General features: G+C 42.1%; 21 protein-coding genes and 1 tRNA gene. 14 read left to right on the top strand and 8 right to left on the bottom strand.

Annotated features, from left to right (window positions below; translation table 11 throughout):
• Positions 1-174: 174 nt before the first annotated feature.
• Positions 175-720 (bottom strand): shikimate kinase, encoded by a 546-nt coding sequence (locus V7K79_RS22130; RefSeq protein WP_335050434.1) that lies wholly within the window; start codon positions 718-720, stop codon positions 175-177.
• Positions 721-1,650: 930 nt separating this feature from the next.
• Between V7K79_RS22130 and V7K79_RS22125 the strand changes: the two genes are divergently transcribed.
• A complete protein-coding gene (locus tag V7K79_RS22125; protein WP_335050423.1) occupies positions 1,651-1,845 on the top strand; it encodes a hypothetical protein in 195 nt (64 codons plus the stop codon).
• A 22-nt stretch (positions 1,846-1,867) separates the two neighbouring features.
• Here V7K79_RS22125 and V7K79_RS22120 read toward each other — a convergent pair whose 3' ends face one another.
• The 3 genes from V7K79_RS22120 to V7K79_RS22110 all read right to left on the bottom strand — a co-directional run bounded on the left by V7K79_RS22120 (position 1,868) and on the right by V7K79_RS22110 (position 5,843).
• Positions 1,868-2,569, bottom strand: a complete 702-nt coding sequence (locus V7K79_RS22120; protein ID WP_335050432.1) for a LapA family protein — start codon at positions 2,567-2,569, stop codon at positions 1,868-1,870.
• Positions 2,570-2,850: 281 nt separating this feature from the next.
• Complete coding sequence (locus V7K79_RS22115) at positions 2,851-3,471, bottom strand: flavin prenyltransferase UbiX (RefSeq protein ID WP_335050421.1); 621 nt, start codon at positions 3,469-3,471, stop codon at positions 2,851-2,853.
• Between the two features lie 17 nt (positions 3,472-3,488).
• Positions 3,489-5,843 carry a ribonuclease R family protein gene (locus tag V7K79_RS22110; RefSeq protein ID WP_335050419.1) on the bottom strand — a complete coding sequence of 785 codons (2,355 nt, stop codon included), beginning with the start codon at positions 5,841-5,843 and terminating at the stop codon, positions 3,489-3,491.
• Positions 5,844-6,707: 864 nt separating this feature from the next.
• On the opposite strand from V7K79_RS22110, the gene V7K79_RS22105 reads away from it, so the two are divergent.
• Together V7K79_RS22105 and V7K79_RS22100 are read left to right on the top strand one after the other, a co-directional pair.
• Positions 6,708-7,595, top strand: coding sequence for a hypothetical protein (locus tag V7K79_RS22105; RefSeq protein WP_335050418.1), 888 nt, complete (start codon positions 6,708-6,710; stop codon positions 7,593-7,595).
• A gap of 190 nt (positions 7,596-7,785) precedes the next feature.
• Positions 7,786-8,007 (top strand): hypothetical protein, encoded by a 222-nt coding sequence (locus V7K79_RS22100; RefSeq protein WP_335050416.1) that lies wholly within the window; start codon positions 7,786-7,788, stop codon positions 8,005-8,007.
• A 115-nt stretch (positions 8,008-8,122) separates the two neighbouring features.
• On the opposite strand, the gene clpP is transcribed toward V7K79_RS22100, so the two are convergent.
• Positions 8,123-8,734 carry an ATP-dependent Clp endopeptidase proteolytic subunit ClpP gene (clpP, locus tag V7K79_RS22095; RefSeq protein ID WP_335050414.1) on the bottom strand — a complete coding sequence of 204 codons (612 nt, stop codon included), beginning with the start codon at positions 8,732-8,734 and terminating at the stop codon, positions 8,123-8,125.
• A gap of 660 nt (positions 8,735-9,394) precedes the next feature.
• Here clpP and V7K79_RS22090 point away from each other — a divergent pair.
• The 5 genes from V7K79_RS22090 to V7K79_RS22070 all read left to right on the top strand — a co-directional run bounded on the left by V7K79_RS22090 (position 9,395) and on the right by V7K79_RS22070 (position 16,345).
• Positions 9,395-9,553: a hypothetical protein gene (locus V7K79_RS22090; RefSeq protein WP_335050412.1), complete on the top strand. Its 159-nt coding sequence runs from the start codon at positions 9,395-9,397 to the stop codon at positions 9,551-9,553.
• Between the two features lie 351 nt (positions 9,554-9,904).
• Entirely contained in the window at positions 9,905-11,962 is a 2,058-nt protein-coding gene (locus V7K79_RS22085) for a thioredoxin domain-containing protein (RefSeq protein WP_335050410.1), read from the top strand.
• An 11-nt stretch (positions 11,963-11,973) separates the two neighbouring features.
• A complete protein-coding gene (locus V7K79_RS22080) occupies positions 11,974-12,570 on the top strand; it encodes a molybdenum cofactor guanylyltransferase (protein ID WP_335050409.1) in 597 nt (198 codons plus the stop codon).
• A gap of 558 nt (positions 12,571-13,128) precedes the next feature.
• Positions 13,129-14,835, top strand: coding sequence for a histidine kinase dimerization/phosphoacceptor domain -containing protein (locus tag V7K79_RS22075; RefSeq protein WP_335050407.1), 1,707 nt, complete (start codon positions 13,129-13,131; stop codon positions 14,833-14,835).
• Between the two features lie 10 nt (positions 14,836-14,845).
• A complete protein-coding gene (locus V7K79_RS22070; RefSeq protein ID WP_335050405.1) occupies positions 14,846-16,345 on the top strand; it encodes a hybrid sensor histidine kinase/response regulator in 1,500 nt (499 codons plus the stop codon).
• A 15-nt stretch (positions 16,346-16,360) separates the two neighbouring features.
• Here the strand turns inward: V7K79_RS22070 and trhO are convergent, their stop codons facing one another.
• A complete protein-coding gene (trhO, locus tag V7K79_RS22065) occupies positions 16,361-17,275 on the bottom strand; it encodes an oxygen-dependent tRNA uridine(34) hydroxylase TrhO (RefSeq protein WP_335050403.1) in 915 nt (304 codons plus the stop codon).
• A gap of 72 nt (positions 17,276-17,347) precedes the next feature.
• Between trhO and V7K79_RS22060 the strand changes: the two genes are divergently transcribed.
• The 3 genes from V7K79_RS22060 (at position 17,348) to V7K79_RS22050 (ending at position 19,738) form a co-directional block, all read left to right on the top strand.
• Positions 17,348-17,420 (top strand) — tRNA-Ala (locus tag V7K79_RS22060).
• 277 nt (positions 17,421-17,697) lie between these two features.
• Entirely contained in the window at positions 17,698-18,144 is a 447-nt protein-coding gene (locus V7K79_RS22055) for a DUF2127 domain-containing protein (protein ID WP_335050402.1), read from the top strand.
• Positions 18,145-18,310: 166 nt separating this feature from the next.
• A complete protein-coding gene (locus V7K79_RS22050) occupies positions 18,311-19,738 on the top strand; it encodes a lysophospholipid acyltransferase family protein (protein ID WP_335050400.1) in 1,428 nt (475 codons plus the stop codon).
• Positions 19,739-19,888: 150 nt separating this feature from the next.
• On the opposite strand, the gene V7K79_RS22045 is transcribed toward V7K79_RS22050, so the two are convergent.
• A complete protein-coding gene (locus V7K79_RS22045) occupies positions 19,889-20,878 on the bottom strand; it encodes a sulfate ABC transporter substrate-binding protein (protein WP_335050398.1) in 990 nt (329 codons plus the stop codon).
• Positions 20,879-21,389: 511 nt separating this feature from the next.
• Between V7K79_RS22045 and V7K79_RS22040 the strand changes: the two genes are divergently transcribed.
• Entirely contained in the window at positions 21,390-22,556 is a 1,167-nt protein-coding gene (locus V7K79_RS22040; RefSeq protein ID WP_335050396.1) for a Fic family protein, read from the top strand.
• Between the two features lie 25 nt (positions 22,557-22,581).
• Here V7K79_RS22040 and V7K79_RS22035 read toward each other — a convergent pair whose 3' ends face one another.
• Positions 22,582-23,562 carry an AraC family transcriptional regulator gene (locus V7K79_RS22035; protein ID WP_442938963.1) on the bottom strand — a complete coding sequence of 327 codons (981 nt, stop codon included), beginning with the start codon at positions 23,560-23,562 and terminating at the stop codon, positions 22,582-22,584.
• Between the two features lie 208 nt (positions 23,563-23,770).
• Between V7K79_RS22035 and V7K79_RS22030 the strand changes: the two genes are divergently transcribed.
• Positions 23,771-24,166, top strand: coding sequence for a (R)-mandelonitrile lyase (locus V7K79_RS22030; RefSeq protein WP_335050392.1), 396 nt, complete (start codon positions 23,771-23,773; stop codon positions 24,164-24,166).
• A 104-nt stretch (positions 24,167-24,270) separates the two neighbouring features.
• Positions 24,271-25,278, top strand: a complete 1,008-nt coding sequence (locus tag V7K79_RS22025; RefSeq protein WP_335050390.1) for an aldo/keto reductase — start codon at positions 24,271-24,273, stop codon at positions 25,276-25,278.
• The last annotated feature ends 473 nt before the right edge of the window (positions 25,279-25,751 follow it).

Genomic DNA, 25,751 nt, shown 5'->3' with positions numbered 1-25,751 from the left:
ACGTTAGTTGTACGTGAGCATATTTTTGCAAACCTTAGCAGTGATGGCATCATCTAGACCCATAGGTCATTCTTTCTGTCAATGCGTAAGTCCTACATTATTCTTTTTGCAAAGCTTTTTTAACTGATTCAGGAAAAATATCTTTTATAGACACAGTTAGCTCAATCTTCCCTATTAATGAGAAACAGGTTTTTTCAGCACACTAGGAATTGCCTCAAGTACTCGCTTGGCAACATCTTCAGGTGTATCTCCCTCTCCCTCGGTGATGTGTAAATCGGCTTGAGAGTAAAGTGGTGTTCGTTGTTCAAGGAGCGATCGCAACTTACCTTTAGGATCGGCATCTTGCAGCAGTGGTCTTGTGGTATCCTCAGCTAAACGGCTGTAAATTATCTCCACTGGCGTATCTAGCCACACTATCAAACCGTGGTGCAAGTAACCCCAATTTTCTCGCCGCAGTACAATTCCGCCACCGGTTGCGATAGTCAACTTTGTAAAAGCACAAACTTGTGAAAGTACGTCGCTTTCTAACTGACGAAACCCGGCTTCACCAACTTGTGCAAATAACTGATTGATAGATTTACCTGTTGCTTGGGCAATGACATCATCGGTATCTACAAATTTATAACCCAGTTCTTTTGCTAGTAAGCGCCCTACTGTCGTCTTACCAACGCCCATAATACCAATTAAGTACAGGTTAACTCCTTGTAATACACTGCTCACCAGTTGTTTCGCTCCAATTATAAGTTCTGAGTGCTGAGTCACAGTTTTAAATTATAAACAACTAAGTGGGTGCAAAAAAACACAACTAAATTAAAAAGAGTAAAGGGTAAAAAGATAAGGGAAAAACCTTTAACCTTTTCTCCTTACCCATACAAAATTTTATATAGTTCAGTTTAATTGTGCCTATCTACTTATCACTGCTGGGAAAAAAATATCATTGCTAGCTTCATAAGGTGTTTAACAACCTACAATTTTTCTTAACTGAACTATATTGCCTTCAAATTCATCTTCTATTTCAGAGGAATTAACTGCTGTTATTACTGTTACTAATGGTATTTAAAGTAACTTCGAGCTAATTGAGAAACTAGAGTAAAGTCTTTGTCTAGTAAAGGTTTCAGTAATTTAAGTCAGAAAAGCATTTATTCCCTGAAAGTCATGCACAGCAATGAATTGGGTATCCCTAAGATTTTCTTGACGACTCTGCTTTTAGGTAATAAATTAACGATTTTTCTATGAAATTACCATCAGTAATAACCGATGAATTTCTTAGGAATATAGAAATTTTCTGTAGTAACTTGATAATTGCTGCATAATAATCGCTATGCTTAACCAAAAAATTAAAGTAGCTTGTTTGAAACTTTATCCAAATAATATCTGTCTATCCAAATAATCAGAGTTTTTAATCCGGTGGCTAATTTTAAGTATACACAATACTGTGTTTCTCCCAGCACAGGATGATTATTCTAAAAGTTCAGTTATAACAAGACCTGCTCAATTAAATGTTTATGATAAAGGTGTAAATAATGACTGATTTACCGTGAGCGCCCAAAAAAAGCTTGTAAATAAATTGAAGTTTCGACACAAAGACTACTGCATATTCCACCCCAATAAGCCTGAATGAATAAATATTGTATGAATGAGGTGTCAACCATGACTCGAATTCGTGACATTGTAGAAAGAGTTTTAGCAACTGGCTATTTAACAGTTGAAGCTGAAGATCAACTACGACAACTGTTGACTACCCGATATGACTTGGAAGATTTTAATGCTTTCATGACTTTGCAGGAAGCTGCCATGACTGGTAAGGTCAAGCAGGAGTCAAGAGAACGGTGTGGCATTAAATAGAGATGTAGCCTGCTACTATATCTCACCGACGGGGGCGTTTACCATCATCTTCAAAATCATCATCCTCCTCAAAAAATTCCCAATCATCATCATCTGTTTGATTGGTAGTTGGCGGCTGGTAAGGGGGGATAATTACCCGGTAATCAGCATCGTAAATTGATTCAGTTTTTCCGGCAGCTGTATTTTTTGGTTCGCGGTAGCTGTAGGAGTAAGCTGAACCAGACCGAGAACTACTTTTGGCTTCTGATTGACGTTCATAAGTTGTTGAATCTCTAGGCTGTTGAGCTTGAGGATTAGGGGTAGGTGCTGACTGTGATTGTTCATCAAAGTTCCAATCATCATCTTTACTGCTATTTGTCTCCCAATCATCAAATACCTCACTGCTAGACTCTTCATTTTTACTAGCTGGTGGTGGAGAACTGGCAGGGCGAGATGTAAATTCTTCTCTTTGGGTTGCTTTGGCACGACTTGAAGGAGTGGTTGCTCTGTTAGGAGTTTGGCGTTGTCCTGCCACAAAATAATTGGATAAATTAAATAAGGTAGCAATCAATATCGATGTGAAAGCACCAGTGGCAGTACTGAACAAAATCCATATCGCTAGTGGTAATGGTTGAGTTCGCACGCCCAAGAATACTAGCGATAGGGCAGGTGAGAAATTTTGGACTAATAACAGCGTTAGTCCTCCCAGTACTGCCACCAATAAAATTAAGCGAATTACAGCCATAAAAAAGGTAAAAGGTAGAAGGTAGAAGGCAAAAGGCAAAAAGCAAAAGGCAAAAGGTAAAAGTAACTCTATCTTTACTTTTACCCTTCTGTGCGAGACGCTGCGCGAACGGATGACGCTACGCACAGTCGCTCTAAGCGAACCTACACCGAAGGCTTTACGCTGCGCTAAGGCCACTTGACGCCAGTCCGCCCAAGTCGGGAGACCCTTCCTGTGCGGCTGGCTCCTTTATGCTGGGGAACCCTAGTCGAGCAGTGGCTCACCTTTTTACTTTTACCTTTTTACTTCCTGCCTTGCCACCGCTGAATTGGGATACAGTCAATATCTAGTTGATCTAAAGCACGGGCAACTACAAAATCAACTAAATCCTCGATGGTTTGGGGATTGTGATACCAGGCGGGAATAGCGGGGACAACTCTCACTCCAACTTCTGCTAAAGAAGTTAAGTTACGTAGATGGATGAGACTAAAAGGAGTTTCACGCGGGACAATAACCAGCTTTCGCCCTTCTTTAAGTTGGACATCCGCTGCTCGTTCTAGTAAATCGGAACTCAAGCCAACCGCTAGCTTTGCCACTGTACTCATACTGCATGGAATAATCATCATCCCCAGAGTTGCAAAGGAACCGCTGGCAATTCCGGCTCCGACATCGCTCCAAGGATGACAGCGGAGTTTACCCAAAAGTGGAACTCCAGCTTGCTCTCGCCAGAATAATTCTTGCCCGGTTGATTCTGGTGGCATCCGAATTTCCTGTTCTGACTGCCAAACCATGTAAGTTGATTTAGAGGCAACCAATTCAATACTATACTCCGCTTCTAGCAAAAATTTGATCGCGCGAACAGCGTAAATCAGTCCAGATGCACCCGATACGCCTACAATTAAAGGTTTAGTGTGATTTAACACGTAGTTTTTAGTGGATTTTACTCATCCTCAGAGTAAGGATCTAGGTCATCAGGCTCCATGTCATTTGGTAAGTATAGGTCTGAAAGCTCGTCACGGGAATCATTACCAGTTAAACCTTTAGCAAAGCCATCGCTACCAACTGTTACTAAATCAATTTGCTGACGGTAGTAATCGACACTTTTAACTTGGACAGCGACGCGATCGCCTAATCTGTAAGAAGCACGATTTTTGCGCCCAAATAGTGCCTGTTGTCTGGCGCGATATTCATACCAATCATCTTTGAGAGAACTGACGTGTACCAATCCCTCTACTCTCAAAGGCACACCAGGATTACTCCTAGACTCCACTTCAGCAGCTGGTACTTCAATTTCCACAAAGAAACCGTAGGATTGAACCCCAGTAATCACACCTTGAAATACCTGACCGATACGTTGCTTCATCAGTTGGGCTTTTTGCAGTCCAGCTAAATCGGCTTCGGCTTCTTGGACTTCTTTTTCTCGGTCGTTGATTTGGACAATTACCCTAGTCAAATCGCTTTGCAGTTCTTGTTGCAATTCTGGGGGTAAAACGTTCCAGTTAATTTCCTCGTGGCTGGAGGAATGGCGTAAATTAACGCGCTCTCTAACACGGGTATTGCGGCGATCGCGTCCGTTTTCAAGTAGCGTGTAATACACTCTCTGCATCAGCAAATCTGGGAACCGCCGCAAGGGAGCGCTAAAATGGACATATTGCGGTAGTGCCAGACCAAAGTGAGATCCTTTGGTGGTACTGTATGCAGACGGCTTAAGGGTATCTTGTAATAAGTAAGTAAGAACTTGCTCAGAAGGAGATTCAGCAAAAGCTGTGGTCAAATGTTGGTAATCTAAGGGTTGGATATCAACTTCTGGATCTAATGTCAGGTCAACGCCTAAATTGACTGCCAATTTCAGCATTTCCTGGACATCTTCAACATCGGGAGTACCTTGGACTCGCCAGATAGCGGGAACACCAAGGGCATTTAAGTGAGTTGCAAATAGTTGATTAACTAACAGTACCAACTCCGTGAGTAGCGATCGCACTGGTAAATCATTTACCACCACAGCGCCAAGAATCCCCTCATCATAATAGGCGTTTTGGCTAGGCGGCAGATTCAACTGGAGGCTACCACGAGTCAAGCGTACCTGTTTAACGCCTGTTTGCAAGGCTTGGAGGTCGTGCAGTATTTGGGAAACCTGTGATGATTTATCTTGAGCTTCACCAGTGAGAATTGCTTGGGCTTCTTCTGTAGTCAGTGCAGTTTCGACATTGATTACACTGGGTTGAATTTCCCATTCCAGCACTTCTCCCGATTGGGGATCGATGGTAATTAAAAAAGAGATGGTTAAGCGATCGCTCCCAGGTACTAAAGAACAGCGTTCTACTACAGTTGGCGGCAAGATTGGCAACACCAATTCTCCTAGATAGACTGATTTGCCCCGTTTGAGTGCTTCTCTATCTAGGGCTTCGTCAGGTTGGACATAGTGAGAAACATCGGTGATATGAACGCCCAAAAGCCAATTTCCGGCTAAGTTTTTTTCTAAACTAAAAGCGTTTTCTATAACTTTGGTATCACTATTTACCCCTTCAATCGTGAGAGTATACAAATTACGTAAATCCAGCCGATTTTTCAGGTCTGCTTTCAGCAGCTTTTTGGGCAACTTGGCGGCTGCTTCTAAAACATTATCTGGAAAAGTCCGGGAAAGGTCGTGTTTGCACGTAACTAAATCTATATCAGCTGCGGCTTCGGCATCACTGCCGAGGATTTGCACCACTCGACCAAGGGGAGGATATTGTGCCAACGGGTAACGCAAAACTTCCACATGAACCAGATGATCGATCGCTTCTTCTAACTTTGCCCCGTTCGGTTGAATCTTGAGTTCAAACAGCAATCGATCGTCTAAAGGCACAGCCCGAAAACCAGTTTCTACTTGCTTGATTCGTGCTAGTAAAGTGTGGTTAGAACGTTCGAGAATCAGCTTCACCTCCCCTTCAGGAGAGCGACGGCGACTGCCTTCTTTAAGAACTCTCACCAAAACGCGATCGCCATTCCAAGCATTACTCAGATGACTTTCGCGGATGTAAATATCCTCGGCTCCTTCCACATCTTGAATAGCAAAGCAAAAGCCTTTACTAGAACAACGGAGTTTTGCCTCGATTATTCCCTCTTCTGAAACACGGCGGTATTTGCCCCGTTCCTTCACTAAAATACCGATTTTTTCCAGAATATCTAAAGCAATGTGAAGTTTTTGTAAGCTTTTTTCATCTTCACAGCCAAGTTTCTTTTCTAAAACCTTCCGAGCTACCAATTTATCATCGGTGAAATTGGCAAGGAGTGTAGCGATTGAAAATTCCATGCAGTGAACCGACCTTTGGTCAAAACATCATTTGTTGTTTAATCTGGTTCATTTCTGTATATCCTCACGGCTTACAGAAATAAGCTGGAAACTAATTGCCCTGAAGCAAGCTTCCTAAGTTCTAAGGAAAGGAAGCCCGACCCAGTAAAAGCGGGAAACTACTCCCGCAGTTCCTTTGCAAAGAAGCCGACCCACGGACAACTCTGGGCGTTTACGAACTTCTCACTGCACGGTGCTCTCAGAATTCGCCTGCGTTCAAGTCCCTTCACCTAATCAAACTTAAGATTGCACGCCTGATTAAAATTTAGCCCCGCTAGTTAATTACGCGACGGGTTTTTGAGAAGCTGGGCTTAGAGAATCCATACTGCCCAAAAGCGCTATGCAGGGGAGCCACTACAGTCCTGGGGTCTCCCCAAGTAGGAACAAGTGGCGTGGAAACTACAGGTGTTTGATTGTCTAGAGAGAAGGTAATTTTACGCCATTAGACTCTGATTTTTAACTAAAAGGAACTGCTGGTGAACCCAATTTTCCCACATGTAGAATCGGTAACAATTAGGTAAGCAGCTTAATAAGCAGCGAAGGCGAACCTTATCTCCATTATTGTAGATTTAGAGGGCACTTCCAGAAAATAGTTCTAGATATAGACTTGGGTAATCAGTATAGCATTGCAAGCAAGACTACCCAGATAAGTTAGCACTGACCAAAAATTTCGTCAAAAAACAGCTACTGCTACAATTGGGACACAACACAAAGCATTAAAAGGGACTGGGGATTGGGTATTAGGGATTAGGATTAAAATGATTCTTTCCCAGTCCCCAGTCCCCAATCCCAAGTCCCCAAAAGATTTAGATTGGTAGCAGTATTATGTTGGCTCAATTCCAGAGCTTGTATCCCAAAGGCAGTTTGATTTCTGAATTAGTGCAAATTTTTCAAGGAAAATATATTGTCCGCGCAAGCGTGCAAATTGAAGGTGTCACCCGTGCTACGGGTATGGCAGCAGCAGAAACAGTAGAAGCAGCAGAAGACCAAGCCAGAACCAGGGCGCTGATAGTTTTGGGTATTACAAACACGCCACCAGAATCAGTAGCGTTGACCTCAAATCCAGTTTCTCCAGCACAGCTAAATCCTGACTTGAATACTAAAGGTGGATTGAATGAGCCTGCTGCCTATTCCTCTGCAAAAGAGGAAGATTTTGTTAGTAGTCAGTGGTCAGCAGTCAGTAACAAAGAAATATCTATACCGCCTTCCAAAGAACGGAACATCAAACCAGAAGTAGTAACAAGCAGTAACGAACAATACGGGTACAGCAATGGTGCGCCCCTATCAAACGATACCTATGGCCAGGATTTAGGTCAAAACTTTCCGATGACTGCCAACCAAGAGCTAGAATTCAATCCTCCAGTTGAGAATTTGGAAATAAATTTTGATTACCAGCCAGAAAATCAAACCTTTCCGGCAATTTCTGCCAACAATGTCACACCATTTACACCTCGGAGTTACAGCCCTCAAGAAAATATCACTACCCCGCCAGCAACAGGAAAGAGAAAGAAAAAAGCTGAACCCGTGGATTTATCGGATGTAATTGCAAAAACAGATGTTGAACTTCAGCGTTTAGGCTGGACACCAGAACAGGGACGGGAGCATCTGATTGAAACCTACGGAAAGCGCGGGCGGACTTTGCTGACTGAAGAAGAATTACACGGATTTCTCAAATACCTGCAATCTCAGCCAGACCCGATAGCAGGATTTTGATTTGTCATTAGTTATTTGTCATTAGTCATTTGTCATTTGTAAGGACTAATGACCAATAATATAGGCTCTTGAAACAGTAACGAAGTTATGGAATCTGTGAATTTTTCTGAAGCAATTGCTCAAACAGATGTTGAAATGCAGCCACTAGGGTGGATAATAGACCAGGGACGGGAACATCTCATAAAAAATTATGGGAAGCGATCGCATACCTTTGCTGACAGAAGTAGAATTACTAGACTTCCTCCAATACCTTGTATTTCAACGGACACCACGATTAGACGAAATTTTCCTAAAAACTTCTAGTAAGCAAATTAGAAATCTACTTACCAAAGAAGAACTACTAGTATTCCTCAACTACCTAGAATCTCAACATCCAGTAGAATACCCCACGGATATTGACGCGGAATATTAAGTACTTGAACAGACCACCCATTCCAAAAATAACCCCTCTTCATAAGTGAAAAGGGGTTATTTTTAGGGTTTAAGAAAATTAAAAGTGGTAAATCACCATTTACCAATCGTAACTATTAATTAAGAACAGCAACAGCTGGGCGACTACCAGCGGAGTGACGGTCAATCACTTGGTCAATCAAACCGTATTCCCTAGCTTCCTCTGGCGACATAAAAAAGTCACGTTCAGTATCTTCAGCAATTCGCTCAATTGGTTGACCTGTATGTTCGGCTAAATAGTCGTTTAGCCGCCGCTTATGGTAGAGAATTTCCCGCGCCTGAATTTCAATATCAGTCGCCTGTCCTTGAGCGCCACCTAGAGGTTGATGAATCATAATCCGAGAATGGGGTAGACTCATCCGCTTACCCTTAGTACCCGCGCTGAGGAGAAAAGCACCCATACTCGCTGCCAATCCGGTACAAATTGTACAGACATCAGGGCGAATATGTTTCATAGTGTCAAAAATGCCCATACCAGCCGTCACCGAACCACCGGGAGAATTGATGTACATATAAATGTCTTTCTCCGGGTCTTCAGCATCCAAATACAGCATTTGGGCAACAATCAAGTTGGCAATATTATTATCAACTTGTTGTCCCAAAAAGATGATGCGCTCACGTAACAGCCGTGAGTAGATGTCAAAGGCGCGTTCACCTCGACCCGATTGTTCAATAACGATAGGAATCATGGAAGCGTGTTTGTGGCTACTTTAAATACATTTTATCGGTGACAGCACGAAACTGGGGCTGATTTCTACTATTCCCAGCTAGGGACTTCCAACTAAAAAAATATCCTATCCCTTTGGCGACCAGGGGAGGCAGGGGAAGCAGGGGAAGCAGGGGAAGCAGGGGAAGCAGGGGAAGCAGGGGAAGCAGGGGAAGCAGGGGAGGAAGAATTTCACAATAGTCTTCGCTCTCACAATTGAATAATTTAATTTCTGGAAGTCCCTGGATATAAGTAAATCTTGGCTATTCTGTCTGATTTAACAAAGGAGCAAAATATGCTTTTGCAATAAATTCAACTTCTAAGGACACTTTTTAGCGACAAAAGCTGTCTAAGAGAATATCCCGGTTTAGAGAAGAATAAATCAAAAAACTTCAATTGTCGCCAACTTTATATTTTGGACTTTGCTGCACAACCTTGGCGATGTATTGATTATACCGATAACCGAAATCCGATTTGCTTAGGGAATTATATTAACAATTAGTAACATATTAAACATTTTTTTAGGATTTCTTTCGGCATTTATCGAGTTATTTTTGTTAAATTCGGTTAACCGAGAGTACAAGGTGTATTTAGAATAACCAGTCGCAGTTGAAATGCTAATCCACTCAGAGAGAGACGTGCCATGCTGGAAAAACTCATACAAGCTGCCATCATCACCTTCTTGCTCCATCTGATAGCAGGACTTAGCCCAAATACTTTAATGCAAACAAAGACAGTATCACCTATGCAGCAAGAAATGCCACCAAATATTGTTAGCTTGCTATTGCGATCTTTTCAATAAGAATGTTTCATAAGTTGCACAGATGTAAGTAAGTCGGCGTATATGAACTCAATTATCTAGATGATCCCCTTGTAGTTAGCGCTGACTACAAAATTGCAATTTTTTGCACGAAATTACTTAGGCAAGATTAAAAACAAAAGTATAATTCGCTCGTTGAGTTTTTTACTTATAGCAGATTTCAAGTAGATGAAGTACACTTCATTCGTCTCAAAGCTAGGCATAAAGGCTATTTTACTTCTGAATTCTAACTCCTTAATTCTGAATTCTGCTGTAATGTAGATAGCTGGCTAAACTCACACTTCTGAGAACAGGGTAGACTGAGCAAAGAAGGCAAACTACTTGCGTTTGATTATGACTAATCGCCTTGCTGAAGCTAAGAGCCTCTATCTCCGCAAACACGCCGAAAACCCAATTGATTGGTGGCCTTGGTGTGATGAAGCACTTGCAACTGCAAGGGCGCAAAATAAACCGATTTTTCTCTCCATTGGCTATTCTAGTTGCCACTGGTGTACTGTCATGGAAGGCGAAGCTTTTTCTGATATTGCGATCGCTGACTACATGAATACTAATTATCTTCCCATCAAAGTAGACAGGGAAGAAAGACCTGACCTAGATAGCATCTATATGCAAGCTTTGCAGATGATGAGTGGTCAAGGGGGTTGGCCTTTAAATATTTTTCTTTCTCCAGAAGATTTAGTACCGTTTTACGCTAGTACTTATTTCCCTGTAGACCCGCGTTATGGTCGTCCGGGATTTTTGCAGGTGTTGCAAGCCCTTCGCCGTTATTACGATACAGAAAAAGCAGAATTACAGCAACGCAAAGCCTTAATTATTGAGTCGCTGCTCACGTCTGCGGTGTTACAAGATGGTACAACAGATGAGCTTGAAGACCATGAATTACTTCGCCAAGGTTGGGAAACCAGTACAGGCGTAATTACTCCTAGTCAATCGGGCAACCGTTTTCCGATGATTCCCTATGCAGAATTAGCACTGCGGGGAACTCGATTTAATTTTGAATCTCGCGATGATGGCAAGCAAGTTTGTACCCAGCGGGGATTAGACTTAGCGCTGGGCGGCATTTATGACCATGTAGCTGGTGGTTTTCATCGCTATACTGTTGACCAAACTTGGACAGTACCTCACTTTGAAAAGATGCTCTACGACAATGGACAAATTGTGGAGTATCTGGCTTCTTTATGGAGTGCAGGAGTACAAGAGCCAGCCTTTGAGAGGGCGGTTGCTGGGACTGTACAATGGCTGAAGCGAGAAATGACTGCGCCAGAAGGTTACTTTTATGCAGCTCAAGATGCCGATAGCTTCACTGAATCCACAGAGGTAGAACCAGAAGAAGGAGCTTTTTACGTCTGGAGTTACAGCGAATTACAACAACTGTTAACGCCTGAAGAATTAACCCAATTACAACAGCAATTTACCGTTACCTCTAACGGCAACTTTGAAGGACTTAATGTTTTACAAAGAAGGAATTCAGGTCAGCTGAGTGCAACGCTAGAAACATCACTGAGCAAGATGTTTTCCGCTCGTTATGGCGTTAATTCTGAGTCACTAGAAACTTTTCCTGCTGCTTGTAACAACCAGGAAGCAAAAACTACTAACTGGCCAGGTCGCATTCCCTCGGTGACAGATACGAAAATGATTGTCGCCTGGAATAGCTTGATGATTTCTGGGCTGGCTAGGGCTGCTGGAGTTTTCCAACAACCTTTGTACCTGGAATTAGCAGCACAAGCAGCGAATTTTATCTTGGAAAATCAGTTTGTCGATAGACGTTTCCAGAGACTCAACTATCAAGGAGAACCAACTGTTTTAGCGCAGTCTGAAGACTATGCTTTGTTTATTAAAGCTCTCTTGGATTTACAAGTTTCCAACCCTGAGCAGAAGCAATGGTTAGAAAATGCGATCGCTATCCAAGATGAATTTAACGAATTTCTCTGGAGTGTAGAATTAGGTGGTTACTATAACACATCAAGCGATTCTAGTCAAGATTTAATTGTTAGAGAGCGTAGTTATGCAGATAATGCGACACCATCAGCCAATGGAGTTGCGATCGCTAACCTTGTGCGTCTGGCCCTACTCACCGATAATCTAGATTATTTGGATTTAGCGGAACTTGGTTTGAAAGCTTTTAGAAGTGTAATGCATCGCGCTCCCCAAGCTTGTCCCAGCTTGTTTACAGCTTTGGATTGGTATCGTAATTCTACCTTGATTCGTAGCACCACTGAGCAAATCAACGCTTTGATTCCCAAGTATTTACCGGCGGCTGTGTTTGCCATCACATCCGATTTTCCAGAGGGAAGCGTTGGGTTAGTTTGCCAAGGTTTGAAGTGTCTTGCACCAGCAGAAAGTGTAGAGCATTTATTGCAGCAAGTGCAGAAAAGTCTAAATAGGGCATAGGGCATGGGTTAATGACGAGCCGAAGCACATTAACCGCGATTGTATTAGCTGGCGGTAAGAGTTCTCGCATGGGTCACGATAAAGCCTTGATTCCCATTCAAGGGGTACCATTGTTGCAGCGAGTTTATGGAATTGCTCAAAGCTGTGCTGATACTGTTTATGTAGTAACTCCCTGGCCAGAACGCTATCAAGATTTACTTTTGCCTGGTTGTCAGTTTATCGAGGAAGTACCTTTGTCTGGAAAATCTCTAGCCCACGGGCCTCTAGTTGGGTTTGCTCAAGGGCTAGCTAAAGTCAAGACAGATTGGGTGCTGTTGCTAGCTTGCGATTTGCCGAGGTTGCGGGTTGAGGTGTTGCAAGATTGGGCAAATAAACTTGATAGCGTGGAGGATAATGCGATCGCAGCTTTAGCTTGTCATCCCAAAGGTTGGGAACCTCTGTGTGGTTTCTATCGCCGTAGCTGTTTGCCACAACTCCTAGAGTTTATCAACCAAGGGGAGCGATCGTTTCAACAGTGGCTTCGCCAATATCCTGTAGAAGTTTTGCCCTTAGCAGAACCCGAAATGTTGTTTAACTGTAATACACCAGAGGACTTGGCTTTAAGTTGAGTTGGAAAATGCGGACTTAATCGTGAACTGAACCTGCGAAAACTCTACCTACAAAGTAATTGGTAATGCTTGATTAAATGCCATATTTTTTAATGTGTAGGCATTTCAGGCTATTTTGTCTTGCTGAAGCTGTGCAAGTGATATTTTCTTAGTGTAAACTATCAGACATATTTTCTACTACAAGATTTGTATGAAGATTGAACCGACATATACCTCTATAGAAAGGGGTGTATCCCAGTTTTTATTTTTTAATGAAAAAATAATTTTTATCCCTAAATATCAAAAGAGCTTATGCATGAAATTCTGAATTAGTAGAAAATTTTATAAAAGATTTAAATAACTATTTTAATAAAAGAAAATTAAAATTCTCTGTTAATCACTTTTTGGTAGGAGTACTTTGTGTAAAATATCCTGTTAGATAAATAAGAAATCAAGATGGATATGAAATTAGTGATTGACAACAGAGAATATAATTTTTATCGATAAAAGTTAAAAGTTGTTTGAAATTTAGACTATTTAAAAATAGTATATAAGAAAAACTTTTATTACATAACCACAATGCTATTTCCTGAAAATGAAAGCCAAAGGAGTTTTAATTTACTTTTCTCTAAAAATCCTAACCCTATGTGGGTATATAACCAGAATAATTTAAAATTTTTAGATGTAAATGAAGCTGCTGTTGTTCACTACGGCTATTCACGAGAAGAGTTCTTGCAAATGCGAATAACTGACATTCACCCTTCAGAAGATGTGCCTATCTTACTTGAATATTTAGAACAAAAGCACTCTAACTTAGATTTGACTGGGCGATGGCGACATCAGCGAAAAGACGGAAAGATTATTGATGTTGAAATTTTCACACAGACAATAGACTATAACAGTTATCAGACTCGCTTAGTTCATATACGAAACATCACAGAACACAAACAAATAGAAAAAAAGGTGCGGGATGGTCGTTTACTGGATACGTCTTGGACTAATGTTTACCTTTCAAATGGTCAAATTATTAGTATTGGGCAAGATATCACAGAACGTAAGCAAACTGAATTAGCTTTTAAAGCCCAAGCCGAGCGGGAGCAATTGATGCGAACTGTTTCTCAACGGATTCGTCAATCTTTGAATCTTCAAGATATTCTAAATGCAACAGTTCAAGAAGTGCGAGATTTACTTGAAGTTGATCGAGTCGTAGTTTATCAGTTTGACTCCAAGATGATCGGCACAATTATGGCAGAATCTGTGGAACCTGGATGGACGGTTTCTTTAAGTGTAGAGATTCATGATACGTGTTTTCAAACAGGTGCAGGATTGGAATATTATCAGGGATGCAAACGAGCGATCGCTAATATTTATGAAGCTGGACTAACTGATTGCCATATTGGACTGTTAGAACAGTTTGAGGTGAAAGCAAATTTAGTTGTGCCCATTTTACTAGAAGTAAGCTCTCAAAACCCTGGCTCTCACATTTGGGGTTTACTAATTGCTCACCAATGCTCTGGTTTTCGTGAATGGGAAGAAAATCAATTAGATTTGCTCGATCAAGTGACAGTCCAATTAGCGATCGCAATTCAACAATCCAGCATCTTAGAGCAAGCTAAAACTGAACTTGTTCAAAGACAAAAAGCTCAAACTAAGTTAAAAACGGCCTTAGCTGAAAAAGAAGTTCTTTTAAAAGAAGTTCATCATCGAGTTAAAAATAATTTGCAAATTGTCTCCAGTTTATTACAACTTCAGTCTCAAACACTCAAAGACCCGGAAATAATCAAAGTTTTTCGAGAAAGTCAAAATCGAATTGAGTCAATATCTCTAATTCACAAAAATTTATATACTTCCGCCAATATAGGACAAATTAATGTCGCTGATTATATCAGTAATTTAGCAGCCAACTTGCTAATTTCCTATCAAATATGTCCTGGTAAAATTGCTTTAGAAACTGATATAGATTCAGTAAGCTTGAATATCGATCAAGCTATTGCCTGTGGATTGGTGATTAACGAATTAATCTCCAATGCCCTCAAACACGCTTTTCCCAATCAACAAATAGGCACAATCAGTATTGCTTTACACAATGTGGGCAATAGTATCGAGATGACTATCCGAGATAATGGGATTGGTTTACCAGATAATTTAGATTGGAGAAATACTGATTCTTTGGGTCTGTCATTAGTACATGACTTGGTTACAGAACAACTAGAAGGCGACATTACTTTAGAACGCAATCATGGAACAGTATTCAAAATAAAATTTACGCAGTTAACTTTGCATTAATAAATATCAAATGGGTCAAGCTAAGATTTTGGTCGTTGAAGATGAAGTGATTGTGGCTAGAACTATTGCTAATCAGCTCAGTCAACTAGGATACATTGTTACAGGTACAGCTTCATCTGGAAAAGTTGCCATTGCCAAGGCATCGGAAACTCAACCAGAACTAGTATTAATGGATATTATTCTTAAAGGTGATATGGACGGTATTGCCACCGCCACTCAGATTCGCCAGCAGCTAGATGTACCTGTAATTTATTTAACCGCTTATGGCGACGATCATACTTTAGAAAGAGCCAAAATTACCCAACCTTTCGGATACATCGTTAAACCATTTACCACAAAAGATTTAAAAATCGCGATCGAGATCGGTCTGTTAAAACACCGCTTAGAACGTGAACTGCGAGAAAATCGAGACCAGTTAGCAATCCTTTTAAACTCAATGAGTGATGCTGTAATTGCCGCAAATGAGCAGGGGAAAATAACATTTATGAATCCTGCGGCTGAGGCGCTGACTGGCTGGCAGCAAAAAGATGCTTTAGGAAATGAAGCAGCAAAAATTTTTCATATTGTCGATGAAGTGACAGAGACAACATTAGAAAACCCTGTGACAAAGGTGCTGCGGGAGCAACAGGTTGTTTATTTAAAGGAATTCACATCTTTAATTACAAAAAACGGCAAAAGAGTTCCAATTGGTGATAGTGCTTCACCACTGAAGCGAGAATCTGACCAGATAAACGGTGTAGTAGTTGTTTTCTGGGATCTTAGCGAACAACGGCAAACAAAATTGCTAGAGCAAGCATTGGAAAAGGAGCAAGAACTTAACCGTCTTAAATCCCTATTTATCTCTACTGTGTCTCATGAGTTCCGTAATCCCCTCACTGTTGTGCAAACGGCAGTAGAACTCATGGAAATGCGAGGAGCAAATTTAACAGATACAAAAAGAGGTGTCTATTTAAAGCGAATTCAAGGCGCTGTGCAATCTATGGAAAAACTCATGGAAGAAGTGCTATTTATGGGTCGAGCAGAAGCAGAAAAACTCATATTCAACCCTGCTACTCTTAATCTAGAGCAATTTTGTCGAGAGTTAATTGAAGATTTTTTGATTGTTAAAAGCAGCGTGTGTGAAATTGTTTTTACCTGTCATAGTGAGAATACGTCTGCTGTAATGGATGAAGGACTTTTACATTACTTGTTTACAAATCTTCTCTCAAACGCGGTTAAATATTCTCCCCAAGGTGGCAATATCCAGTTTGATTTAATATGCGACCCAATTGAGAAAGTAGCAATTTTTTCTATTCAAGATCGAGGTATGGGCATTCCCAAACCAGACCAATCTCGACTGTTTGAATCATTCTACCGAGCCTCAAATGTCAAATCAATTCAGGGTACTGGATTGGGGTTAGTAATCGTTAAAAGGTGCGTTGATGCTCATAGAGGTCAAATCAGTGTTACGAGCGAAGTTGGAGTTGGTACTAGATTTACAGTAATTTTGCCCTTAAATTCCGAATTATAAGTTATAAATTCTTCTTCAACTTATATCCTGATTTTTTTTACCAACATGGGTTTGGTAGTGACGCCATTTTTCTTGCTGACGCGCTCTTTTGTCTTCGTTGAGGCTATCGAAACAATAGGGACAGGAGATATTTTGCTCATATTTGGGAGACATCTTATCTTCCTCAGAAATCGGATGCCCACAACAGAGGCACAACTCATAACTTCCTTTCTCTAACCCATGACTAACGGCTACCCGCTCATCAAAAACAAAACATTCTCCTTCCCATAAACTTTCTTGCGCTGGAACTTCCTGCAAATACTTAAGAATGCCGCCCTTGAGATGATAAACTTCTGCAAAGCCTTGAGCAAGCATGAAGGATGAAGCTTTTTCACAGCGAATGCCGCCTGTACAAAACAGAGCAACCTTTTTGTGTTTAGTTGGGTTAAGATGGTGGCGCACATAATCGGGAAATTCGCGGAATGATTCAGTTTGAGGATTTTCTGCCCCTTGGAAAGTACCGATTTTCACCTCATAATCATTGCGCGTGTCAATCACGGTTACTTCTGGATTGGCAATTAAATCATTCCATTCTTGGGGATTGACATAGATACCAACTTGCTCATTTGGGTCGATTTCTGGCAACCCCAAAGTGACAATTTCTTGCTTCAACCGTACCTTCATCCGCTCAAAGGGTGGGGTTTCGGTATATGACTCTTTGGATTCTAAGTCTGCTAAACGTGGGTCAGAACGTAGAAACCAGAGAACTGAGTCAATGGCCTGACGCGAACCGACAATTGTACCATTAATCCCTTCAAGTGCCAGCAAAATCGTCCCCTTGACACTTTGCGCTTGACAGTAAGACAGCAGAGGAACTCGTTTTTCGGCAAAATCTGGCAGCTTAACAAATTTATACAGTGCTGCGACAACTTGAGTATTTTCTGGCTTCATTCCTTTGGTAATAGAATAATATAAGTTACAATAACAACGATAATCAAAGTCTATCTACTATTTTAAGTTTATGGGGGTTTAGCTCAGTTGGTAGAGCGCCTGCTTTGCAAGCAGGATGTCAGCGGTTCGAGTCCGCTAACCTCCATTGGAAATGTTAGATTAAAATGTGCTATGCCTGCGGTTATTAGTAGCCTACGCACATTTAAATCAATTAAAATCCCATTTATTATTAAATAATGGGGTCATTTTCTTTGTTAGGCGAGGGATTAAAGGAGAAAAAAGTATGGTAATTGCATCCATTGCACCGATTCAAAGCCGTGCTTAGTTAGAGGAATCTCTAGATAAGAAGGTAAACTCTAATTTAACAGTAATCACGTAATTTTAATAGTTAAAATTTGATTGATCTATACTTAGGAGGTTGTTTGGAAAAGCGTCCATTGGGGTTAGTGGCAATTGTTGTCTACAAATCATTTACCGCCTTGCTGCTTATGGTTACTTCGATCGCTTTATTATTGACATTAAAAAATTATCAAACTCTACAGGTGCTTTCAGAAAATTATGTTTTAGAAGGTAAATCAATAATCATTGATTGGCTTTTAAAGAAAGTTGTTAACTTAAATCCTAGAACTCTGGCATTTAGCGGTATCGGAACCGGAATCTATGCTATTGTTACTGCTACTGAAGCCGTTGGTTTATGGTATGAAAAGCGTTGGGCACATATCTTAGTATTGGGACTTGTCGGTATCAGTATTCCACCAGAGATTTATGAATTAATTCGGGAAATATCTCTGATTAAAATATTAGTTTTTGTGTTAAATGTAGCTGTATTTGTCTATTTATTCCAAAGTTTTCCTAAACATCCCAACTAATTTTTGATTCGATACTTAGAGTCTATCGTTGAAAAGTTAATGAGTGCTAAGGAACCAAGAGAGCGAAATGTAGTGATTAAAAAGCTTGACCACAAAAGGCTCAGGGTTTACGCAAAACCAAGACCCCACGTTGTACAATCGCTAGAAATACCATCTGGAGAGCGACTTGCCTAGATCGATTCAGTCTACTCAACAACCATTGAAATTTATTCCCCAACGATTGAATCCGCTGGTACTACAGATTTTTCGGTGGTTACTGCCGATTGCACTACGGTTTCGTGTTCGCCCTTGGCTGCCGGCTGGAATTGTCAAGGTTGAAGCCAAGAATGTTGAAGTATTAGCTGAACTCTATCAACAATTTCAGGCTGGAAAAATTCGCTTTTTGTTGGCATTTCGCCACCCAGAGGTGGAAGATCCTCTTTGTATGTTGTATTTGCTTTCTTGGATTGTGCCACAAGTTGCTCGTCAAAAAGGTATTACCTTAAAATCCCTGGTTCACAGCTATTTTCTTTATGACCGAGGTATGACAGTTTGGGCTGGAAAGTGGCTAGGTTGGCTGTTCTCTCTGCTGGGGGGTGTGCCGGTTCGTCGTGGTAGGCGACTAGATAGGCAAGCTATCCAAAATGCACGGGAGTTGTTTGCTAATGGCGCACTACCGATCGCAGTAGCGCCGGAAGGCGGTACTAATGGTCATAGTGGGATTGTTAGCCCCTTAGAACCTGGTGTTGCTCAAATGGGGTTCTGGTGTGTAGAAGACTTAGAAAAAGCTAACCGTTCTGAGACTGTGATCGTTGTGCCAATTGCCATCCAGTATCGTTACGTTGAGCCACCTTGGTCTAAAATAGATTGGCTCTTAAGTAAGTTAGAAGCTGATAGTGGCTTGAAAGCTTTGGAAATTGATTCTGGCGATGCCTGCGGCGGGCAAAGCCTACGCGAAGAAATTTACCATCAACGCCTCTTTAGGTTGGCTGAATACCTGATTACCGAGATGGAAGAGTTTTATCGTCGCTTCTATCATCAAGACATCCCAAAAACCATTTCAAATGATGAATCTAATAGTGCTAATCAGGTATTAATTGCCCGACTCCATCGCCTACTGGATAAGGCTTTACAAGTTAGCGAACAATATTTTGGAGTTCAAGCGCAGGGTAATTTTATTGACCGTTGTCGCCGTTTGGAAGAGGCTGGCTGGAGTTACATATACCGAGACGATTTGCCAGATATCAATGCTTTAGCACCCTTTAAACGCGGTTTGGCAGACTGGATTGCAGAAGAAGCCGACTTGCGAATGCGGCACATGCGGATAGTAGAAAGTTTTGTTGCAGTCACAGCTACTTATATTCAGGAACAACCAACGGCAGATCGGTTTGCACAAACAGCTTTGCTTGTATTCGATATGCTTTCTCGAATTCAGGATACAACACTTCCGGGGCGACCTCAGTTAGGTTCGCGACAGACACAAATCACTGTGGGAGAGCCAATTTCAGTTACAGAACGCTTCAGAAATTGTCAAGGCGATCGCCAAGCGTCTAAACAGGCTGTGAGCAATTTGACACAAGATTTGCAAATCGCTTTAGAGAAGATGATTAAATAACAGAAATTCGTAAGAATTCAGGAGTAAGAATTCAAAATTCAGAATAGTTAAAGAATCAAATAAAGACTTGATAAATAAATATCCTAGTTTTAATAAACTCTTTATATATTCTGGCTTCTGACTCCTGGGTGCTGAATTCTTACAGAAATTCTAAGACTTTTTCGCTCGAATTTTGTCAAAGATTGCACCTTCATCAAAAAATTTCTTTTGAATTTCGTCCCATCCTCCTAAATCTTGAGCTTTGAAGATTGTTTTAATTTTAGGAAAATTGCCTTCCGTTTCTTTTAAAACAGTCAAGTCAACAGGACGAAATCCTAATTTGGTAAACTCTCTTTGCGACTCTGGGGTGTAAAGAAATTTGATAAATGCTTCGGCAATCGGGCGAGTACCATGTTTATCAGCATTTTTGTCTACAACAGCAACAGGATTGTCGATGGAGATATTAATATCAGGCACAATATATGAGATTTTTTTGCCATTTTTTGCTAGCAAAATCATCTCATTTTCGTAGTTGAGCAGAACATCTCCTTGATTATCGTTGTAGAATAATTCAGTAGCATTTCGAGCCGTTTTAGGTAACAAAGGTGCATTGTTATAGACTTTGGAGGTAAAGTCTATTGCTTGATTTTCATTTTTGCCAGTTTCTGTTACAGAACCCCAGAGACTAAGAAAATTCCAGCGAGCACCCCCAGAGGTTCTAGGGTCTGGTGTAACCACATTTACACCATCTCGTGCCAAATCTGCCCAAGTTTTGATATTTTTGGGATTACCTTCACGAACAGCGATCGCCTCTAGAGATTTGGTAACAATTGCATCATTAGGCGCTTCTTTTTCCCACCCCGGTTGAATAAAACCTGCCTGAACAAGTTTATTAATATCAAGGGCAAGTGACAGGTGTACTACATCAGCTTCTTTACCATCAATCACAGCAAGGGTCTGGGAACCCGACCCATCATAGCTTTGATTGAAAGTGACATTTTGCTTATGTTCTTTCTTCCACTGTTCAATAAATTTAGGAATAATCTGCTGGTATGCTGCACTAGTAACTGAGTAAGAAACAAAGGTTAGTGTTACATCATTTTGGGAAACTGCACTAGCATTACCAGTATTATTGATATCACGTGGAGAGCAGGCAGCCATTATTATACTCAAGCTAACTCCGAATAAGAATAGAGACGCAACACCCAATGAAGAATATTTGTACAACCAATTTCGTATTAGTTGTACGCGCCACTGTCTTGTATTATGTAAAGCTTTAGCAATATAAGTCTGAACTAATTCAGTCAAATATCTCCTTGATTTAAAAGTACGTTGCCCCTGGTTCATCAAATTTTCCCCTGAATCTGCGGTAAACCGATCCAAATACTGTGGTTAAGGCGCATTATAAAACAGTGGTTAAGGATAAATAACTTTTGATTAACCTAAATTTAAACAAATTATCTTCCTACCAAAATCAACGAGCAAGAAACAGAAGCAGTTCAACTAACCTTGCCAGGTATTGAGTAGGTGGGGTATTGGGAGATTGAGAAAGGAGGATGATCAACGATCGCAAATCTTATTTTATTTAAATGCAATTTGATAAAATAAGATTCAGAATTCGCTGCCTTATTTCACGGTGCTAAAATAAGATTCCTAACTCACCAGTTATATTATGCGAAGTGGTCAATATGTAAAACAAGTTGAAGGCTATAGTGCATTTATCCCTGCTCCATTACCTCCAGATCCGCCTCTAAAAATGGATGATCCAGAACTTATCTGCCTGCTATCGGATGCTGATCGCGCTTTAGGTAGACTAGATGGTTCTACCTCCATTCTGCCTAATCCTGACCTGTTTGTAGCAATGTATGTCCGTCAAGAAGCAGTACTTAGTTCACAGATTGAAGGTACTCAAAGCACCTTAGAAGATGTGCTTCAGTTTGAAATAGATGTCAAAGGTCAGGAAATTCCCAAAGATGTAGAAGAGGTAGTCAATTATATCCGGGCAATGAATTATGGGTTGGAACGCCTAAAGGAATTTCCATTGTGTTTGCGCTTGATTCGAGAAATCCATGCTCATCTAGTTGACGGAGTAAGGGGAGGCGATAGAACTCCTGGCGAATTCCGAAAAAGTCAAAACTGGATTGGCGCAACAGGTTGTAGCCTAGCTACCGCTTCATTCGTTCCACCACCAGTTGCAGAAATGAACCAAGCTTTAGACAACCTGGAAAAGTTTTTGCATGATACAACATCTTTTCCTGTGCTTATACTTTGTGGGTTAGCTCACTCTCAGTTTGAGACTATTCACCCTTTTTTAGATGGTAATGGGCGTATTGGACGCTTGCTAATTACCTTTTTACTCTGTGAGCGAGGAATTTTACAGCGTCCTCTTTTATACCTCAGCCATTACTTAAAAGCTCATAGGATGGAATACTATGACCGACTCATGGCTATCCGCACAGATGGAGATTGGGAAGGATGGTTAAAATTTTTCCTTCGAGGCATTTTTGAAGTTAGTCAGTCTGCAACTGCAACTGCTCGCTCAATTCTCAACCTACGTGAAGCTCATCGGGAAATCATTGGTCAGAAAATTTCCAGCAGTAATTACGGTTTGCGCTTGTTAGACTGTCTTTTTAAGCAACCCATAGTTACTGTCAGGTTAGTAGAAGATAATCTTCAGTGTGCTTACGTTACAGCCAGCAAAACAATAGAGCAGTTTGTAGAACTTGGACTTCTCAGAGAAATTACTGGCTGGCAACGAAATCGTTTATATCGTTATGAACCATACCTCGCTCTTTTTCAACCGTTAAAAATAGTTACACCTCCACAGAACGATCCTTAGCAAGATACTGGGCATATTGAAGAGATCATATTGAACTAACAGTCTCCTTAACAGTTTCTCGCAGCCGCTCCACATCGCGCATCGGTGGGGCACCAAAGAGCCGCTTGTACTCTCGGTTGAAGTGTGAGGCATCGTCGTACCCCACTTGGTAAGCAGCACTGGTAGCGTCAAGATTTTCCCCCAGCATCAGACGGCGAGCCTCCTGGAGCCGCAATTGCTTCTGGAACTGCAAGGGACTCATTGCAGTGACAGACTTGAAGTGATGGTGAAAGCCTGAGACACTCATTCCCAGCTCTCTGGCGATGCTTTCAATCTTGATTGGCTCCTTAAAGTCTTTACGAAGTCGCTCCACGGCTCTGGCGATGTAGTAGGTGTAGCCACCGAGAACTGCAATATGACAAAGCCGATTACCTTGCTCTCCCATTAGGAGTCGGTAAATAATTTCCCGCTTAATCAGTGGTGCGAGAACATGAGCTTCAGCCGGGGAATCTAGAAGCCTGACGAGCCGCACCACAGCGTCCAACAGATTTGCATCCAACGGACTTACGTCAATCGCTTTCACATGAGCACGGCTGCGCGATGAGGGATGTCCTGCCTCGACCATCACTGAGCTAACGAGGGTGGGGTCGAGATCGAGGCGAAGGCTAAGGTAAGGTTGCTCCTTGGATGCTTCCAGAATTCGGCTGACAATCGGCAGTTCAACCGTAGCAAGCAGATAATGTATAGGGTCGTATTGATAACGCTCGTTACCCAGAAAAACTTCTTTGCTGCCCTGAGCAATCACACAAAATGCAGGGATGGAGACACTATGAAGGCATTCCGAAGGCGAGGAGGAGCGGTTGAAGTGCAATCCTTTGTGCGGCTCAATCGTCCCATCATGATGAATCGCCTGTGCAATACGCTCAGTCAGTTGGTCTCTGTTGGCTTGCGCTCTGTCTGCCTCGCGCTTTGCCGGGTCATTCATGAAATCTATATCGGACTTTTCACTCGTTTTGGCAGCGTTCATTTCTAAGTTTGCAGGATTGTACAACAATCTTAGACGATCGTCATATTGCTTGCCCTTGAGGATTCTTAGAATGAAGCTAAAGCAATGAAAAATGATTTCGGCTTCTTGTAAGCATTCTGGATTTTTATTTAAGAGAAAACTCAGTTTTGATTGGGCAAGAGACTCGCCTGCTAGCCACCGAAATGGCATCAAGTGAAGGAATTAAGAAATGGACATTAAAAGAAGTGGCTCACAGCCTTCTACCAAAGGATCGGCTGAGTATTTTACCGCCACTGTACGCATTGATCCCCTATTCGAGGCGCACAATCCAGCCCGCACGTCTGGAGCCAGTGTCACGTTTGAACCCGGTGCTTGGACAGCATGGCACACGCATCCGTTAGGACAGACCCTAATTGTCACGGCAGGTTGCGGTCTCGTCCAACGCTGGGGTGGTGCGATCGAGCAAATTCGACCGGGGGACGTAATCTGGTTTGAGCCGGGTGAGAAGCATTGGCACGGTGCTACAGCAACCACAGCCATGACGCACATCGCCATTCAGGAATGGCTCGACGGCAAGCCCGTGGACTGGCTTGAACAGGTCAGCGACGAACAATATCACAAGTAATCTCTGCATCCAAGTGGTTTGCTGCGGCAAGACCGCCGACTGTTCAAACCCGATTGTAGAGCAAAACAGTTCTAACCTTTAACTTAAAAACAGGAGTTCAAAAAATGCAAAAGCGCAAACTTGGAAACAGTAATCTGGAAGTCTCGGCTATCGGGCTTGGCTGCATGGGAATGAGCTTTTCTTATGGGCCGCCCAAAGACACCCAAGAGATGACCGCTCTTCTGCGGGCCGCTGTCGAACGTGGCGTTACATTCTTTGACACCGCTGAGGTCTACGGTCCGTTCTTGAACGAAGAGCTTGTAGGCGAAGCCCTCGCTCCCTTGCGCGGGCAAGTGGTGGTTGCTACCAAATTCGGGTTCGACGTAAGTCCTAATTCCGATCCCCGCGGAATGAAAGGTTCACCCGGACTGAACAGCCGCCCAGAGCACATCAAGCAGGTTGTGGAGGGTTCGCTCAAGCGACTCAAGATTGAAACAATTGACCTGCTCTATCAGCATCGAGTTGACCCAAATGTACCGATTGAAGACGTGGCAGGAGCGGTGAAAGAACTGATCGAGTCAGGTAAGGTGAAGCACTTTGGACTCTCTGAAGCAGGAGTGCAAACGATCCGTCGTGCGCACGCAGTTCAGCCGATCACTGCTCTCCAAAGCGAATACTCGTTGTGGACGAGGACTCCTGAGAAGGAAGTGATACCGACCCTTGAGGAACTCGGAATCGGCTTTGTCCCGTACAGCCCCTTGGGCAAGGGCTTTCTCACTGGCAAGATAGACGAAAGCACGACCTTCGACAGCTCCGACTTTCGCAGCACCCTACCTCGCTTCACGCCAGAGGCTCTCAAGGCAAATCAAGCCCTGATTAATCTCCTCGGCAGCATTGCAGAACAGAAGCAGGCGACACCTGCTCAGATTGCGATCGCCTGGCTACTTGCTCAGAAACCCTGGATTGTTCCGATCCCAGGCACCACGAAGTTGCATCGCTTGGACGAAAACATCGGAGCAGTCTCAGTCGAACTTACACCCGACGATTTGTATAACATCGACGATGCTGCCTCAAAGATCACAGTGCAAGGGGCTAGATACCCCGAAAAGCTGGAGCAAATGACTGGTCGCTGAATGGTAAAAAATGTGTTCTCTGGTTAGAAGTATTTCTAAGCACAAAGCCCAAAGTCGAGCCAGTCGCACAGGAAGGGTTTCCCGACTTGGGTGTTAGCGAAACGGTAGCGACGCAGGAGCGTCACTGGCGTTGAGCGCCGGCTTCCGGCGCTCAAAACTTTGTAAGACAGAACTTTTGACAAAGAACAATCCTCACTAATTAATGTGCAATTTTCTTTGCATAACAGCTTACTAACTCTTTGTTGAGTTTTGCTTTGCTTAACCCAACATTCTTGCGTTTGTTGGGTTTTGTTCCTCAAACACCACTTGCTTTAAGCCGGGAAACCCTAGTCGAGCAGTGACTCTCTAACCTACAGAAAATCGAATTCTGAACCTTTTTTATGGTGACGTGTACTAAGCAAGGCAGATAGCTAGCAGCGATAGACGAGGGAGAGTAGTATCCAAGTTGGCATTCTAGGTTCAGATTTGATGGG

The sequence above is a fragment of the Nostoc sp. genome, from assembly GCF_036917575.1.
GTDB lineage: Bacteria > Cyanobacteriota > Cyanobacteriia > Cyanobacteriales > Nostocaceae > Nostoc.
The sequence above is the reverse complement of the archived record's forward strand: the minus strand, read 5'-3'. Positions and strand labels throughout refer to the sequence as shown.

Bases quoted from the DNA above. Each gene is read 5' to 3' on its own strand.
- V7K79_RS22085 (WP_335050410.1), top strand. From the start codon at position 9,905: ATGACTAATCGCCTTGCTGAAGCTAAGAGCCTCTATCTCCGCAAACAC.
- V7K79_RS22105 (WP_335050418.1), top strand. From the start codon at position 6,708: ATGTTGGCTCAATTCCAGAGCTTGTATCCCAAAGGCAGTTTGATTTCT.
- clpP (WP_335050414.1), bottom strand. From the start codon at position 8,734: ATGATTCCTATCGTTATTGAACAATCGGGTCGAGGTGAACGCGCCTTT.
- V7K79_RS22080 (WP_335050409.1), top strand. From the start codon at position 11,974: ATGACGAGCCGAAGCACATTAACCGCGATTGTATTAGCTGGCGGTAAG.
- V7K79_RS22100 (WP_335050416.1), top strand. From the start codon at position 7,786: ATGGGAAGCGATCGCATACCTTTGCTGACAGAAGTAGAATTACTAGAC.
- V7K79_RS22040 (WP_335050396.1), top strand. From the start codon at position 21,390: ATGCGAAGTGGTCAATATGTAAAACAAGTTGAAGGCTATAGTGCATTT.
- V7K79_RS22125 (WP_335050423.1), top strand. From the start codon at position 1,651: ATGACTCGAATTCGTGACATTGTAGAAAGAGTTTTAGCAACTGGCTAT.
- V7K79_RS22075 (WP_335050407.1), top strand. From the start codon at position 13,129: ATGCTATTTCCTGAAAATGAAAGCCAAAGGAGTTTTAATTTACTTTTC.
- V7K79_RS22025 (WP_335050390.1), top strand. From the start codon at position 24,271: ATGCAAAAGCGCAAACTTGGAAACAGTAATCTGGAAGTCTCGGCTATC.
- V7K79_RS22070 (WP_335050405.1), top strand. From the start codon at position 14,846: ATGGGTCAAGCTAAGATTTTGGTCGTTGAAGATGAAGTGATTGTGGCT.
- trhO (WP_335050403.1), bottom strand. From the start codon at position 17,275: ATGAAGCCAGAAAATACTCAAGTTGTCGCAGCACTGTATAAATTTGTT.
- V7K79_RS22045 (WP_335050398.1), bottom strand. From the start codon at position 20,878: ATGGCTGCCTGCTCTCCACGTGATATCAATAATACTGGTAATGCTAGT.
- V7K79_RS22120 (WP_335050432.1), bottom strand. From the start codon at position 2,569: ATGGCTGTAATTCGCTTAATTTTATTGGTGGCAGTACTGGGAGGACTA.
- V7K79_RS22110 (WP_335050419.1), bottom strand. From the start codon at position 5,843: ATGGAATTTTCAATCGCTACACTCCTTGCCAATTTCACCGATGATAAA.
- V7K79_RS22090 (WP_335050412.1), top strand. From the start codon at position 9,395: ATGCTGGAAAAACTCATACAAGCTGCCATCATCACCTTCTTGCTCCAT.
- V7K79_RS22035 (WP_442938963.1), bottom strand. From the start codon at position 23,562: ATGAACGCTGCCAAAACGAGTGAAAAGTCCGATATAGATTTCATGAAT.
- V7K79_RS22030 (WP_335050392.1), top strand. From the start codon at position 23,771: ATGGACATTAAAAGAAGTGGCTCACAGCCTTCTACCAAAGGATCGGCT.